Origin of the sequence: Micromonospora sp. NPDC049051, assembly GCF_043197575.1 — a bacterium.
In the GTDB taxonomy this organism is placed as follows: domain Bacteria; phylum Actinomycetota; class Actinomycetes; order Mycobacteriales; family Micromonosporaceae; genus Micromonospora.
The window spans coordinates 425236-439989 of sequence record NZ_JBICTL010000001.1; the positions used below are offsets into that span (position 1 = coordinate 425236).

The 14754-nt window shown below is 72.8% G+C and carries 13 protein-coding genes; 10 read left to right on the top strand and 3 right to left on the bottom strand.

From position 1 onward, the window contains the following. The first annotated feature begins 242 nt into the window (after nt 1-242). The 4 genes from purS to ACGFIR_RS02060 all read left to right on the top strand — a co-directional run bounded on the left by purS (nt 243) and on the right by ACGFIR_RS02060 (nt 4727). Nucleotides 243-506, top strand: coding sequence for a phosphoribosylformylglycinamidine synthase subunit PurS (purS, locus tag ACGFIR_RS02045; protein ID WP_393004852.1), 264 nt, complete (start codon nt 243-245; stop codon nt 504-506). Then, nucleotides 503-1186 carry a phosphoribosylformylglycinamidine synthase subunit PurQ gene (gene purQ, locus ACGFIR_RS02050; protein WP_393004850.1) on the top strand — a complete coding sequence of 228 codons (684 nt, stop codon included), beginning with the start codon at nt 503-505 and terminating at the stop codon, nt 1184-1186. Before purS ends, purQ begins: the two co-directional genes overlap by 4 nt. 67 nt (nt 1187-1253) lie before the next feature. After that, nucleotides 1254-3968, top strand: a complete 2715-nt coding sequence (purL, locus tag ACGFIR_RS02055; RefSeq protein ID WP_393142726.1) for a phosphoribosylformylglycinamidine synthase subunit PurL — start codon at nt 1254-1256, stop codon at nt 3966-3968. A 3-nt stretch (nt 3969-3971) separates the two neighbouring features. Then, the gene (locus tag ACGFIR_RS02060; RefSeq protein WP_393142728.1) at nt 3972-4727 is read left to right on the top strand and encodes a 2-phosphosulfolactate phosphatase; all 756 of its coding nucleotides are present in this window, start codon (nt 3972-3974) and stop codon (nt 4725-4727) included. Between the two features lie 255 nt (nt 4728-4982). Here the strand turns inward: ACGFIR_RS02060 and ACGFIR_RS02065 are convergent, their stop codons facing one another. Beyond that, nucleotides 4983-6959: a hypothetical protein gene (locus tag ACGFIR_RS02065; RefSeq protein ID WP_393142730.1), complete on the bottom strand. Its 1977-nt coding sequence runs from the start codon at nt 6957-6959 to the stop codon at nt 4983-4985. Nucleotides 6960-7118: 159 nt separating this feature from the next. Between ACGFIR_RS02065 and ACGFIR_RS02070 the strand changes: the two genes are divergently transcribed. The 5 genes from ACGFIR_RS02070 to amcA all read left to right on the top strand — a co-directional run bounded on the left by ACGFIR_RS02070 (nt 7119) and on the right by amcA (nt 11871). Beyond that, nucleotides 7119-7472: a sterol carrier family protein gene (locus tag ACGFIR_RS02070; RefSeq protein WP_393004844.1), complete on the top strand. Its 354-nt coding sequence runs from the start codon at nt 7119-7121 to the stop codon at nt 7470-7472. A gap of 171 nt (nt 7473-7643) precedes the next feature. Then, complete coding sequence (gene purF, locus ACGFIR_RS02075; RefSeq protein WP_393142732.1) at nt 7644-9182, top strand: amidophosphoribosyltransferase; 1539 nt, start codon at nt 7644-7646, stop codon at nt 9180-9182. Between the two features lie 58 nt (nt 9183-9240). Further along, nucleotides 9241-10395 carry a phosphoribosylformylglycinamidine cyclo-ligase gene (purM, locus tag ACGFIR_RS02080; RefSeq protein WP_393004840.1) on the top strand — a complete coding sequence of 385 codons (1155 nt, stop codon included), beginning with the start codon at nt 9241-9243 and terminating at the stop codon, nt 10393-10395. Between the two features lie 170 nt (nt 10396-10565). Then, nucleotides 10566-11669, top strand: coding sequence for a cyclophane-forming radical SAM peptide maturase AmcB (gene amcB, locus ACGFIR_RS02085; protein WP_393143710.1), 1104 nt, complete (start codon nt 10566-10568; stop codon nt 11667-11669). Beyond that, nucleotides 11638-11871, top strand: coding sequence for a multiple cyclophane-containing RiPP AmcA (gene amcA / locus ACGFIR_RS02090; RefSeq protein WP_393004838.1), 234 nt, complete (start codon nt 11638-11640; stop codon nt 11869-11871). Before amcB ends, amcA begins: the two co-directional genes overlap by 32 nt. 145 nt (nt 11872-12016) lie before the next feature. On the opposite strand, the gene ACGFIR_RS02095 is transcribed toward amcA, so the two are convergent. After that, the gene (locus tag ACGFIR_RS02095; RefSeq protein WP_089002617.1) at nt 12017-12232 is read right to left on the bottom strand and encodes a DUF3073 domain-containing protein; all 216 of its coding nucleotides are present in this window, start codon (nt 12230-12232) and stop codon (nt 12017-12019) included. A 287-nt stretch (nt 12233-12519) separates the two neighbouring features. After that, the gene (locus ACGFIR_RS02100) at nt 12520-13602 is read right to left on the bottom strand and encodes a Glu/Leu/Phe/Val dehydrogenase (RefSeq protein WP_393142733.1); all 1083 of its coding nucleotides are present in this window, start codon (nt 13600-13602) and stop codon (nt 12520-12522) included. A gap of 174 nt (nt 13603-13776) precedes the next feature. Between ACGFIR_RS02100 and ACGFIR_RS02105 the strand changes: the two genes are divergently transcribed. Then, on the top strand, nt 13777-14616 hold the full coding sequence (locus ACGFIR_RS02105) for a hypothetical protein (protein WP_393142734.1): 840 nt from the start codon (nt 13777-13779) through the stop codon (nt 14614-14616). Nucleotides 14617-14754 lie beyond the last annotated feature (138 nt).

The window sequence follows — 14754 nt, forward strand, 5'->3', positions numbered from 1 at the left end:
GACCTCGACCGGCGGCGGCCCCGGGCGGGCGGCGGAGCGGGGCGAAACGGGCTGGTCGGCAACGGATGCGCATCGGGAACGCAACGAACCCGTATCGGTCCCCGGGCGCCCGTGCGAGGAATGCCGAGCGCTGCCTGACCCGCGTCCGGCCGGTGCGTCCCGGACGGTATCTGCCAGGTAGGCTGGCTGCGCTCGCCCGTTGTGGGTCGGCACCCAACTGCGTACACAGTCAGGAGTGCCCAGTGCCTCGCGTCGTCGTCGACGTCATGCTCAAGCCCGAGATCCTCGATCCCCAGGGCCAGGCCGTCGCAAACGCGCTGCCCCGGCTCGGCGTCAGCGACGTCGCCTCAGTACGGATCGGCAGGCGGATCGAGATCGAATTCGCCGGTGAACCCGACCTGGACCGGGCCCGGGAGATCGCCGACAAGCTGCTCGCCAACCCGGTCATCGAGGACTTCACCGTCCGCCTGGCCGAGGCCGACGAGATCGTGGACGCCCGCTCGTGACCGCCCGGGTGGGTGTGGTCACCTTCCCCGGCTCGCTCGACGACGGGGACGCGGCCCGGGCCGTCCGGATCGCGGGCGCCGAGCCGGTCCGCCTCTGGCACGGTGACCCGCAGCTGCACGGCGTGGACGCCGTCGTCCTGCCCGGCGGCTTCTCCTACGGCGACTACCTGCGCTGCGGCGCCATCGCCCGGTTCGCCCCGGTGATGGAGACGATCGTGGACGCGGCCCGGGGCGGCCTGCCCGTGCTCGGCATCTGCAACGGCTTCCAGATCCTCTGCGAGGCCCACCTGTTGCCCGGGGCGCTCACCCGCAACCAGCACCTGCACTTCCGCAACCGCGACCAGGTCCTGCGCATCGAGTCGGTCGGCACCGCGTGGACCAACGCGTTCCAGCCCGGCCAGGAGGTGCTGATCCCGGTCAAGAACGGTGAGGGCTGCTACGTCGCCGACACCGCGACGCTGGACCAGCTCGAAGCCGAGGGCCGGGTGGTCGCCCGCTACGTCGGCGGAAACCCCAACGGTTCGCAGCGCGACATCGCCGCGATCACCAACCCCGCCGGCAACGTGGTCGGCATCATGCCGCACCCCGAGCACGCGGTCGAGGCGCTCACGGGCCCCTCCCTGGATGGCCTCGGCTTCTTCACCTCGGTGCTCAAGCACCTGGTGGGGGCACCCGCGTGACCGTACGCGGCATCATCGGTCGGCTCACCCGCCCGTCGAACGGACGCGAGCGCAGCGAGGAGACGTCATGACCAGCCATCCGGACGAGGTACGGGAGAACGCGGAGGAGTTCCCGGCCGCCCCGGCGCACCCGGTGGAGCCGCGTCCGGCCGCCGTCGTGCCGCCGGCCGGGGGCCCCGGGCCGGCGCCCGCCGACTGGGCCGACGGCCTGGACACCGTGTCGCGCGCCGGGGGCACCCCCGGTGAACTCCAGCCGTACGCCGAGCTGGGGCTCCGCGACGACGAGTACGAGCGGATCCGGCAGATCCTCGACCGGCGGCCCACCCAGGCCGAGCTGGCCATGTACTCGATCATGTGGAGCGAGCACTGCTCCTACAAGTCGAGCAAGGTGCACCTGCGGCAGTTCGGCGAGAAGGCCCCACCGAGCGACCGGCTGCTCGCCGGCATCGGCGAGAACGCCGGCGTGGTGCAGATCTCCGACGAGCTGGCGGTGACCTTCAAGGTCGAGTCGCACAACCACCCGAGCTTCGTCGAGCCCTACCAGGGCGCGGCGACCGGCGTCGGCGGCATCGTCCGGGACATCCTGGCCATGGGCGCCCGCCCGGTCGCGGTGATGGACCCGCTGCGCTTCGGCGCGGCCGACCACCCCGACACCGCCCGGGTGCTGCCCGGCGTGGTCGCCGGCATCGGCGGCTACGGCAACTGCCTGGGCCTGCCGAACATCGGCGGCGAGGTCGTCTTCGACCCCTGCTACCAGGGCAACCCCCTGGTCAACGCGCTCTGCCTCGGCGTGCTCCCGGTCGACCGGCTCCAGAACAAGGCCGCCGCCGGCCCCGGCAACGTCGTCGTGCTGATGGGCGCCCGGACGGGCCGCGACGGCATCGGCGGCGTGTCGGTGCTGGCCAGCGCCACCTTCGACGAGGGCAGCGAGCAGCGTCGGCCGTCGGTGCAGGTCGGCGACCCGTTCATGGAGAAGCTGCTCATCGAGGCCTGCCTGGAGCTCTACGACGCCCGGCTGGTCGTCGGCATCCAGGACCTCGGCGGCGCCGGCCTGACCTGCGCGCTGACCGAGACCGCCGCGGCGGCCGGCACCGGCATGCGGGTCTGGCTGGAGCGCGTGCCGCTGCGCGAGGCCTCGATGGAGCCGCACGAGATCCTGGCCAGCGAGTCCCAGGAGCGGATGCTGCTGGTCGTCGAGCCGGAGAAGCTCGAGGCCGTGCTCAAGACCGCCGAGAAGTGGGGCGTCTGGGCCACCGCCATCGGCGAGGTCACCCCGCCGGCGCCGGACGGCCAGCCGGGCCGGCTGCTGATCACCTGGCGCGACCAACTCGTGGTGGACGTGCCGCCGGGCTCGCTGGTCGACGACGGCCCGGTCTACGCCCGCCCGATGCGCGAGCCGGCCGACCTGATCCTGCTCCAGGCCGACCGCGCGGAGACGCTGCCCCGGCCGGCCGACCCGGAGGCGCTGCGCGAGACCGTGCTGCGCATGATCGCGTCGCCCAACCTGGCCGACAAGACCTGGGTCACCGAGCAGTACGACCGCTACGTGCTGGGCAACACCGTGCTCGCCCAGCCGGAGGACTCGGGCGTGATCCGGATCGACGAGCGGAGCGGGCTCGGCGTGGCGCTGTCGGTGGACGGCAACGGCCGCTACGCGCGCCTCGACCCGTACCACGGCACGAAGCTCGCGCTGGCGGAGGCGTACCGGAACGTCGCCGTCACCGGCGCCAAGCCGATCGCCGTCACCAACTGCCTCAACTTCGGCTCGCCGGAGGACCCGGGCGTGATGTGGCAGTTCGCCGAGGCCGTCCGTGGCCTGGCCGACGGCTGCGCCGAGCTGGGCATCCCGGTCACCGGCGGCAACGTGAGCTTCTACAACCAGACGGGCGCGGCGCCGATCCACCCGACCCCGGTGGTCGGTGTGCTCGGCGTGCTCGACGACGTCGCCGACCGCGTGCCGATGGGCTTCCAGGCCCGCCCGGGCGGTGAGCACGACCAGATCTTCCTGCTCGGCGAGACGCACGTGGAGCTCTCCGGCTCGGAATGGGCCTGGGTCACCCACGAGCACCTCGGCGGCGTACCCCCGCAGGTCGACCTGGCCCGCGAGCGGCTCCTGGCCGACGTGCTGGCCGAGGCCGCGCGGGTCGGGCACCTGAGCTCCGCGCACGACCTCTCCGACGGCGGCCTCGCGCAGAGCCTGGTGGAGTCCTGCCTGCGGCGCGGCGTCGGCGCCCGGGTCGCCGTGCCCGAGCGGTTCGACGGCGGCTCGATGCCGTTCGTCTACCTGTTCAGCGAGTCCGCGGGCCGGGTCCTGGTGTCGGTGACGCGCGGGCACGAGAAGGCGTTCACCGCCCTCTGCGCCGAGCGCGGGGTGCCGTTCGAGCTGATCGGGGTCACCGATCCGGCCGGCGGCGCGCTGGAGGTGCACGGCCAGTTCCGGATCGGCCTGGACGAGTTGCGCGCCGCGCACGGCGGGACGCTGCCGCGCCTCTTCGGGGGCGCGGGGGTCGTCGATGTGCCCGCGCCGGCCGCCGGTGTGGCGGGTGCGGTCGAGGCCGTGCCGCTGCCCGTCGCCGAGCAGGCCGAGGCCGCGCCGGTGGACCCGTCGGCCGTCGCGACCGAGCCGATCGCGTCGGCCGCGCCGGTCCCGCCGACCGGTGCCGTCGAGCCGGTGGAACCGGTCGAGGCGGAGACCGACGCGCCCGACCCGGAGCAGCCGGCGGCCGAGGCCGACGGTCCGGCGGCACCCGACTCCGGTGCCGCCGAGCCCGGTCAGCGCTGAGGCGTGGCCGCTACCGTCCACGTCCAACCCAATTCCGGCGCCCGGTTCGACTGGGGGCTGACAGGGGCGGCCGAACTCGGCCGGGTGTGCGCCGTGCTGGTGGTGGTGGACGTGTTGTCGTTCACCACCGCCGTGGACGTCGCGGTCGGGCGCGGTATGCGGGTGCACCCGTTCCCGTGGGGCGAGCAGGCGGCCGACTACGCGCGGCGGGTCGGCGCGGTCGCGGCGGTGGGCCGTCGGCAGATGACCCCGGAGCATCCGTGGTCGCTCTCGCCGGCCGCGCTGACCGACGCGCCGGTCGTCGCCGACCTCGTACTGCCCTCGCCGAACGGCTCGGCGATCAGCGCGGCGGCGAGCGCCACCGGGCTGCCGGTGGTCGCGGCCTGCCTGCGTAACGCACGCGCCGTCGGCCGTTGGCTCACCCGTCAGGGGTACGGCTCGACGGACGCGCCGGTCGGCGTGATCGCCTCGGGTGAGCGCTGGCCGGACGGCTCGCTGCGGCCCTCCGTGGAGGACCAGCTCGGGGCGGCCTGCGTGCTGGACGCCCTGTCGGGTGCGCCCGGTGGTCTCTCCGTGGAGGCGGCCATGGCGCTCGCCGCGCTCGCCAGCACCCCCGACGTGGCCGCCGCCGTCCGCGGCTGCGTGTCGGGCCGCGAGCTGGTCGAGGGCGGTTTCGCCGGGGACGTCGAGGTCGCCGTACGCGTCGGCGCCTCGGACGTGGTCCCGGTGCTGCGCCAGGGCGTCTTCTCCGCCGCCTGACGGCCTTCCCGCCGCGGACGGCGCCCGTCACCGGCCTGCCGAGCGTCGGCCACCTGCTGGCGCTGCCCTGCGTGGGCCCACCGCCGCTGCCCCTGCCGCCTGCTGGCCCGCCGCCGCTGGCCTCGTTGCCCGGTGGCCCTGCCCTGCGTCGGCCCTCGCGCCTGTTGGTGGACCACCGGACGCAGCGGCGAGGGCCGCCCGGAGTTGCGGACGGCCCTCGCCGTGGTGTTGTCGTCGGGGCGTGCCCCGGGCGGATCAGTCGTCCAGCCAGTCCAGCCGGCGGCCACCCCGGTCCTGCTGCGGCGGGCCGTCCGGGCGACCGCGACCGCTCTGCGGGTCGTCGTAGCCGCCCGGCTGGCCGTAGCCACCCTGGCCGCCGTAGCCGCGATCGTCGTAGCCGCCGCGGTCGTCGTAGCCGGCCCGCTGCTGCGGGGGCTCCTGACCGTAGCCGCCGCTCTGGCCGTAGCCGCCCTGGTTGTCGTACGAGGTGGGCTGGTCGTAGCCGCCCGGCTGACCGTAGCCGCCCCTCGGGGCCCCGGACTCCTGGCCACCGTAGCCGCCCGGCTGGCCGTAACCACCCCGGTCGTAGCCGCCGGTCGACTCGCCGCCCCGGCCGTACGCCCCGGGCTCGGACTGGCCGTAGCCCTGACCCTGCTCCGGCTGGTAGACGCCGGTCGCGTACGGGTCGGCCGGGGCCGGGTACTGGGTGGCGTCGCCGGTGTAGCGGCCGGTCGGCTCGTCGTACCGCTCGCCGTAGCCCCTGCCGCCCGCCGGGGCGCCGTAGTCGTTGCCGCCGCCCGCCGGAGCGCCGAAGTCGTTGCCGCCGTAGCCGCCGCCCGAGGCGGGGGCGTTGCCGTAGCCGCTGCCGGAGGAAGGTGCGTTGCCGTAACCGCTGCCGGAGGAGGGCGCGTTGCCGTAGCCGCCGCCGGCTCCACCGCTGCCGTAGCCGCTGCCCGAGGAGGGTGCGTTGCCGTAGCCGGCACCGCCGTAGCCACCCGAGCCGGCCGGCTCGTCGCCGTAGCCGCTGCCACCCCAGCCCTGCTGGCCGCCCGCCGCGCCGTAGGGCTGCGGGGGAGCGCCGTACGGGTCCGGCGGCACGTCGTCGACCACGGGGCGGTGCATCATCGTCGGGGCGTCGCTGAGTGCGGCGCCGCCGACCATCGTCGGATCCGGCGTGGCACCGACCCGGTTGACCACCCGGGTCTGGTCGTCCGAGCCCCGGAACGCCCCGCGAGCCGCCGGAACCGCACCTGCCGCGGCACCCGCCGGCACGTCGTCGTCGGTCTCGTCGGCGTTGTCCTTGCGGCGCAGCCACAGCAGCACGATGGTGCCGACACCGGCGGCGACGAGCAGGCCGCCGAGCAGGATGATCAGCCAGGAGCCCATGCCCCCGGAGTCCTCGTTGCTGGCGTTGGCAGCCGCGCCCGGGCTTGCCTCGCTGCTCTCCTCGGGGGTCTCCTCGACCGGTTCGTCGGTGGGGAGGGGCTCCTCGCTGGCCGAGGGGGTGGCGCTCGGCGTCGTCTCGACCTTGATCGCCAGGGCGATGCGCTGGCCGGTGATGCTCTGCCCGGCGGAGGCGTCGAAGCTCTTGGTGCCGTACACCTCACCGACGCTGGCGCCGACGGCGAGCCGGCCGGGCGCGATCGGCTTCTCGCTGGTGCCGGTGAAGCGGAAGTTGCCGTTGTCGTCGCTGATCGTGTCGATCTTCTTGCCGGCGCCGTCCTGGAGCATGACCACCGCGTTCGGCACGGCCTTGCCGTTGGCCTGGACGACCACCTTGCCGGAAACCGACTTGACGGTCTGCACCTGCGGGGGCTCGGACGGCTGGGCCCGGCCGTTGACCTTGAGCTGGAAGGTGGCGGTCCGTCCGGCGCCGGACTTGTCACCCTCGGCCGCTACCGTCACGGTGACGTTCGCGTCGCCGGCGTTGTCGCTGGCCCGCAGGCGCAGCAGCCGCAGCTGCGGTCGGTTGCCGGGGATCTCCCCGCAGCCGCCGCAGGTCACGCCGCTGGGGAGGCCGGCGAGGCTGACCTGGACCTTCTCGTCCTCGTCGCCGGGAGTCACCTGGGCGGTCACGACCGCGTCACTGCCGGCGTTGAGGGTGACCGAGCCGGGCGAGACGTTGACGTCGGCGGCGAGGGCTGGTGTGGCGGGGGCAGCGAGCAGAGCGCCGACAACCAGCGCCACGACCACACCGGCCCGCTGCTTCCAGGCACGTCGGTGTGTTGACACGTCCACCGCCTTCCGGACTGACTTCCCTCGGCGGCGGGTCGCCGGGCCGGGGATCATCACAGTACGAATACGCCGTCGGCAACTATGCCTTGTCTGACCGGATCGGCGCGACCCAGGGCCAGCGTCAGGCGCGAGGTGCTGAAGCCGTATCGTCCCGTCGTGTCCTCTCCGCACATTAAGTCCGCCGCAGTCGCGGCGGCGTTGTCGGCGCTCGACGAGGGGCGTACGCCCGAACGGCCGGTTCTCCGGGAGGCGGTCCGTACCCTGTTGACCGCCCTCGCGGAGCGCGCCCCCGGCCGATCGGTGGAGGTGCGTGTCCCACCTTACGGTGCAGTTCAGTGCGTTTCCGGTCCCCGACACACCCGTGGCACGCCGGCGAACGTCGTCGAGATGGAGCCCGGAACGTGGCTGGCGGTGGCCACCGGGCGGCTCGGCTGGGCCCAGGCGATCACCGAGGGTCGCGTACGAGTGAGCGGAATCCGGGCGGATCTCTCCGCGTACCTGCCGCTCTAGCTGCGGCGACACCTGCGAGGGGTGACGCGTGGGAGCGGCATCGTGACTTTCTGTGTCGACAGGGATTCGCGTACACTGTCAGGCGACGAACAGTGGTCCCGGTCGAGGAAGGCGGATCCGCTCCCCGCGTGATTCCGCAAGGCCGGTCCAGACCAGCATGAGGGAGCGCAGGTGCCCCGAGGCGACGGCCGGCTGAGCCACGACCTTGATCCCCAACGACCCGGTCCCCAGGACGCGTGTGGCGTCTTCGGCGTCTGGGCGCCGGGGGAGGAGGTCGCCAACCTCACCTACTTCGGGCTCTACGCCCTCCAGCACCGGGGTCAGGAGGCCGCCGGGATCGCCGTCAGCGACGGTTCGGGTGTCGTGGTCTACAAGGACCTCGGCCTGGTCGCCCAGGTCTTCGACGAGCCGACCCTGGCCAGCCTGCGGGGGCACGTGGCGATCGGGCACGCCCGCTACTCCACCACCGGCGGCTCGACGTGGGAGAACGCCCAGCCGACCATCCGGTCCACGACGTCCGGCACCACGATCGCGCTGGCCCACAACGGCAACCTGGTCAACACCTCGGAGCTCCAGCGCGAGGTCACCGAGCGGGGCCTGGTCGCCGACGGTTCGACCAACGACACCTCCCTGGTGACGATGCTGCTGGCCAGCCGCCCGGACCTGTCGGTCGAGGCGGCGGCGCTGGAGGTGCTGCCGCAGCTGCGCGGCGCGTTCAGCTTCGTGTTCATGGACGAGTCGACCCTCTACGCGGCCCGCGACCCGCACGGCGTACGCCCGCTGGTGCTGGGCCGGCTGGAACGCGGCTGGGTGGTCGCCAGCGAGACCGCCGCGCTGGACATCGTGGGCGCGAGCGTGGTCCGCGAGGTCGAGCCCGGCGAGCTGATCGCGATCGACGAGGACGGGCTGCGCTCCAACCGGTTCGCCACGCCCGAACCCAAGGGATGCCTCTTCGAGTACGTCTACATCGCCCGCCCGGACGCCACCATCGCCGGGCGCAACGTGCACTCCGCCCGGGTGCAGATCGGCCGGCAGCTCGCCAAGGAGCACCCGGTCGAGGCCGACCTGGTCATCCCGGTGCCGGAGTCCGGCACTCCGGCCGCGATCGGCTACGCCGAGGAGTCCGGCATCACCTACGGCGCCGGCCTGATGAAGAACCCGTACGTCGGGCGCACCTTCATCCAGCCGTCGCAGACCCTGCGTCAGCTCGGCATCCGGCTCAAGCTCAACCCGCTGCGGGAGAACGTCCGGGGCAAGCGGCTGGTCGTGGTCGACGACTCGATCGTGCGCGGCAACACCCAGCGGGCGATCGTGCGGATGCTGCGCGAGGCCGGCGCGCTGGAGGTGCACGTACGCATCTCCTCGCCGCCGGTCAACTGGCCGTGCTTCTACGGCATCGACTTCGCCACCCGTGCCGAGCTGCTGGCCAACGGCCTGGACAACGACGGCATCCGGCGCTCCATCGGGGCGGACACGCTCGGCTACGTGTCGCTGCCGGGCCTGATCGCCGCCACCGAGCAGCCGAAGACCCGGCTGTGCCGCGCGTGCTTCGACGGGGAATACCCGATCGAGCTCCCCGCCGGCAACCTGATCGGCAAGCACGTCCTCGAAGGGGTGGGCCGGCGGGTCGCCGCGCAGGTGTCCGACACCCCTGAGCACAACGCCCCGCTCGTCGCCACTCCGGGCGGCGTGACCACACACCGCCCGTAGCACCACCCGGCGCGACCCGGTCACCGCCGGCCCGGCGCCAGAACCAAAGGGGAGAACCGTGACGCACGTGTCCGAGCGCAGCGGCGCAGGAAGCAGCCCGACCGGCGCCAACGGCGACCGCCAGCCCTGGACGGCCGGCACCAGCCGCCCGGCGCGCAAACGCTCGGTCTCGTACGCGGACGCCGGGGTCTCGATCGACGCGGGCGACCGCGCCGTCGAGCTGCTGAAGTCGAAGGTGAAGCAGACCCGGCGCCCCGAGGTGATGGGTGACCTGGGCGGCTTCGCCGGCCTGTTCCGGCTGGACACGAAGAAGTACAAGAACCCGATCCTGGCCTCCTCCACGGACGGCGTGGGCACCAAGCTGGTGATCGCGCAGCAGATGGACATCCACGACACGGTCGGCATCGACCTGGTCGCGATGGTCGTTGACGACCTGGTGGCCTGCGGCGCCGAGCCGCTGTTCCTGCTCGACTACATCGCCACCGGCGAGGTCGTGCCGGACAAGGTCGCCGAGATCGGCGCCGGCATCGCCGACGGCTGCCGGTACGCCGGCTGCGCCCTGCTGGGCGGCGAGACCGCCGAGCACCCGGGCGTCCTGCGCCCGGACGAGTACGACATCTCCGCCACCGGCGTCGGCGTGGTGGAGGAGAGCGACATCCTCAGCCCCGAGCGGGTGGAGGTGGGCGACGTGGTCATCGCGATGCGCTCCTCCGGCCTGCACTCCAACGGCTACTCGCTGGTGCGGCACGTGCTGCTGGGCGCCGGCCGGATGCGGCTCGACGTGGTGATCGACGACTTCGGCCGGCAGCGCACCCTCGGCGAGGAGCTGCTCACCCCGACGAAGATCTACGCGCAGGACTGCCTCAAGCTGATCGCCGAGGCCGAGGTGCGGGCCATCGCCCACGTCACCGGCGGCGGCATTCCCGGCAACCTGGTCCGGGTGCTCCCCGAGCACGTCGACGCGGTGGTCAACCGGTCGACCTGGAAACCGCAGCCGATCTTCGACCTGATCCAGTCCAAGGGGCGGATCGAGGACCCGGAGATGGAGGCGACCTTCAACATGGGCGTCGGCATGTTCGCGATCGTCTCCGCCGAGGACGCGGACCGCGCGCTGGCCACCCTGACGGGCCGGGGCGTCGACGCGTGGCAGGCCGGCGAGATCATCGAGGGCTCCGGCAACGTGCAGATGATCGGCCAGCACACCCGGGGCTGATCGACTCGCGGTGATCGTACGGACACCTGATCAGGGCTTCACCCGAGTGGCTGTGGCCGCCTAGCCTGAAGGGCACCCTCAAGGCGGTCGGGGCCTCCCGTCCGGGCTCCCCGACCGCTCTTCAGGCGCTGAGGAGGGCAATGGCTGCTCGGGGACGGTCACTCAGCGGGATGCGCGGCCTGTCCGCCGTCCCTTCCTACGTGGTCATGCAGCCGACCACTCTGTGTAACCTCGACTGCGCCTACTGCTACCTGCCGTTCCGCGCGGCCGACCGGCGCATGCCGGTGCTGGTGGCCGAGGCGGTCGCCGCGTCGGTGAACCCCTGGGCGGCGGCTGGCCGCTTCTCGGTGGTGTGGCACGGCGGCGAGCCGTTGGCGGCCGGCCGGGAGCACCTCGCCGCGCTGATCGCGCCCTTCGGGCCCGAGGTCGAGCACCACGTCCAGACCAACGCCACGTTGATCGACGACGCCTGGTGCGCGTTCTTCGTCGAGCACGGGGTGCGGGTGAGCGTGAGCGTGGACGGCCCGCGGGAGCGCAACGGCGACCGGGTCACCCGGGGCGGCGGGCCCGCGTACGACCGGATCGTGCGCGGGGTGGCGGCGCTGCGCCGGCACGGTCTGCCGTTCTCGGCGCTGGCGGTGGTGGGCCGACCCGGGCCGGGCCTGGCCACCGAGCTGTACGACTACTTCCTCGACCTCGGCTGCGACGTGCTCGGCGTCAACATCGAGGAGACCGAGGGGGTCAACCGCCGCGACAACTCCCACGACGCGCGGCTGGTGAGCGCCTTCTGGGCGGAGCTGGTGGCGGCCTGGCGCCGGGAGCCCCGGATCCACCTGCGCGAGGTCGAGTGGTCGCTGCGGTACGCCGCCGCGGTGCTGGACGGCACCGCCGACGACGTGCTGCCCCGGCGGCTGGACCCGATCCCGACCATCGGCCACGACGGCTCGGTGACGGTGCTCTCGCCCGAGCTGGCCGGCTTCACCGACGTCCGGTACGGCGACTTCAGCAGCGGCAACGTGCTGGCCACCCCGCTGGCCGAGATCCTCGCCCACGCGGACCGGACGCCCTGGGTCGGCGAGTTCCTCGCCGGCGTCGAGGCGTGCCGCTCTTCCTGTCCCTACTTCGGCTTCTGCGGTGGCGGCCACGCGGCCAACCGCTACTTCGAGCTGGGGCGTTTCGACGGTACGCAGACCGCGCACTGCCGGAACAGCAAGATCCACTTACTGGAGGGAGTGTTGGAGCATGCCCGAGACCACCAGTCACCGGCAGCCTGACCGGAGGGCGGACGCCCCGGACGAGATCGCCGACCGGGTGCGGGAAGCCGCGCCGGGACTCACCGCACTCCTACGCGAGGCCGAGGCCGCGCGACGACTACGGGCCGAGGTGGCGGCTGGCGACGGCGCGAGCGCCGTCTGCGCCTGGAACCACTTCGAGAACATCCCGACGTTCTACAACTGGAACAACCGTCCCCGCTGAGGGCGGACCGTGATCAGGGACCTGCCCTGTCGACCGGAGCGTTCTCCGGAGAGGGCAGGTCCCTGATCGTCGGTAGTGGCGCCGCTTCGATGGGCACATGCGTGAGCACGCGGGCGATCACCGCGTGCTCAGCTGTTACCGGAGGTCAGCGGGGCGGACGTACCCAGGGATCCGGGTCTTCGTCCGCGTGATCCTCATCATCGTCGTCGACATACTCTTTGTAGTCGTCGTCGAAGTTGTGCTCAGACTTACCAGCACCCGCCAGTTCGCGCTGCAAGGCGGTGAGGTCGGTGTTCGGGGAGTGGTACTTCAACTCCCGCGCCACCTTCGTCTGCTTGGCCTTAGCACGGCCGCGCCCCATGGCTCGACCCCCTCGCACAGAATGCGGGGCAGCCCGAAGGCGGGCCCCGATGACGTCAGGCATCTCTCGTGGCTCTTACGGTACATGGGGATGCCACCGTTCGGCACCTCGGGTTACCGTCGACCGACACCGCGCGTCGCGGTCATCCGGACGTCACCGATTGTACCCGGTAAGGACCGGTGCCGGGAGCGCCCGTGACACCGGGCAAAGCCGCGCGAAATCAGCCTAACCGGACGAGCCGCCCGGTGGGGCCGGGGGCGGAACCGGACGCTCCGCCCCCGGGGCGCTCAGCGCAGGTGGATCGTGCGCAGCCGGCCGACGTCGGCCATCCGCCGCTCCGCCAACCGGTCCGCCGCCACCGCCGGCGGCACCCCCTCGGCGTCCGCCAGCCGCAGGATCTCCCGCGTGGTGTCGTAGATCCGGGTCGCCCGCAGCTTGGCCCGCTCGAAGTTGAAGCCGTCGATCTCGTCCGCCACCTGGATCACGCCGCCGGCGTTCACGACGTAGTCCGGGGCGTAGAGGATGCCACGGTCGGCGAGAAGCTTCTCGATGCCGGGGTGGGCGAGCTGGTTGTTGGCCGCGCCCGCGACGACCTTGGCGCGCAGCACCGGCACCGTGTCGTCGTTGAGCGCGCCGCCGAGCGCGCACGGGGCGTACACGTCGATGTCGGCGGCGACCAGCGCGGCGGCGTCGTCGACCAGCGTGACCTGCGGGTAGGTGGTGCGCGCCCACTCCAGGGCCTTCGGGCTGACGTCCGTCGCCACCACCTCGGCGCCGTCGTCGATCAGGTGGCCCACCAGGTACTTGCCGACCTTGCCCAGGCCGGCCACGCCGACCCGCCGGCCGGCGAGGGTCGGTGCGCCCCAGAGGTGCTCGGCCGTGGCCCGCATGCCCTGGAACACGCCCCAGGCGGTGAGGATCGAGGAGTCGCCGGCGCCGCCGTGCTCGACGCTGCGGCCGGTGACGTAGGAGGTCTCGCGCGCGATCACGTCCATGTCGGCGACGTAGGTGCCGACGTCGCAGGCGGTGTAGTAGCGCCCGGCGAGGGACTCCACGAAGCGGCCGTACGCGCGCAGCAGCGCCTCGCTCTTGATCCGCTCGGGGTCACCCCAGATGACCGCCTTGCCGCCGCCCAGGTCGAGCCCCGCGAGAGCGTTCTTGTAGGCCATGCCCCGGGAGAGGTCGAGCACGTCGGCGAGGGCGTCGGACTCACTGGCGTACGGGTAGAACCGGGTCCCACCGAGCGCGGGGCCGAGCGCCGTGGAGTAGATGCCGATGATCGCCTTGAGGCCGCTCTGCTTGTCCTGGCAGAACACGACCTGTTCGTGACCGCTGGATCCCGGGTCTTCGGTGCTGGTGAATACGCCCATGGCTCGCTCCTGGTGTGGGGGGTGCGTCCTTGTGGGACGCGGACCGGTGGACCGCCGGCGGGATGCTGCCGGTGCCGCTGAGCCTAGTATCGGCCGACGCCGTCCGGCCGCCCCCGGCTCGCGTGATCGCGCCGCCGACGACGGTCGGGTTCCGATTCGTGGGAGGATCGCGCCGTGCCGTCCCTCTTCGCTTCATACCTGCGCGTGTACGAGCCGCTGACCGCCTTCGACCGGGACCGCCAGTCGTACTGGCGGCGCTACGTCGAGCAGGGGCGCGCGGTGGCACCGGTGGAGGGGCCGGGCCGGCAACGGACGGCGGTGCTGGAGGCGCTGGGGGCCGGCTGGACCCGGCTGCCCGACCTGCCGGACGAGGCGTACGTCCTGGAGACCGACGAGAGCCTGCTCGTCTGCCCGTGGAACCTGCGCATCCGGGTCGCCGAGGCGGCGCTGAGCGCGCGCGACGGGGTGCCCCCGGTGCTCGCCGACGCCTTCGTCCCGCCGGTGCTCGCCGGTCAGGCGAAGGCCGTGGTGGAGGACTGGCGCAGCGGGGCCCGGGTGCTGGAGCACGGCGTGCCGCGGGTGCACGAGCAGATCGCCACGTGGGGCGTGCCGCTGCGGTGGTTCGTGCTCTTCGACCCCCAGGAGCGGCACCACGTGACGCGTCCCGGGCGCCGGGCGCTGTCCTACCGCACGGACATCTCCAAGGCGCGGCGCCGGTCGTCCCGCGCCCTGTCGGTGCTGCGCAAGTCGATCGGCGACGCGCCGATCACGGAGGCGGTCGAGGAGGCCGCCCGCTGGCTGGAGGAGTTCCACCCCCGGTCGATGGTGGAGCTGGACTACGGCGGCCTGGTCGAGCTGCTGTCGGACGAGACGCTGGCCGCCGACGACTCGCCCGAGCTGGTGGCGACCGGGCTGGCCGGGCTGTCCAGGGGCGAGGCCGAGGAGGCTTCGGCGGCGTACGACAGGCTGGTCGCGCGCTGGCGGGCGGTCCAGTTGCTGGAACGGTGCAACTGACGCAAAATCGCCCAAAAGACGGCGCAAAGTCGAGGCTAGTTCGTAGTTGACGCATCACGAACCGTGATCATGAGTCCGAATAAGGTACTTTCTGCCGTGTAAAAGTCGCATAAATCGGGCATGGTTCATCCGTCCGTC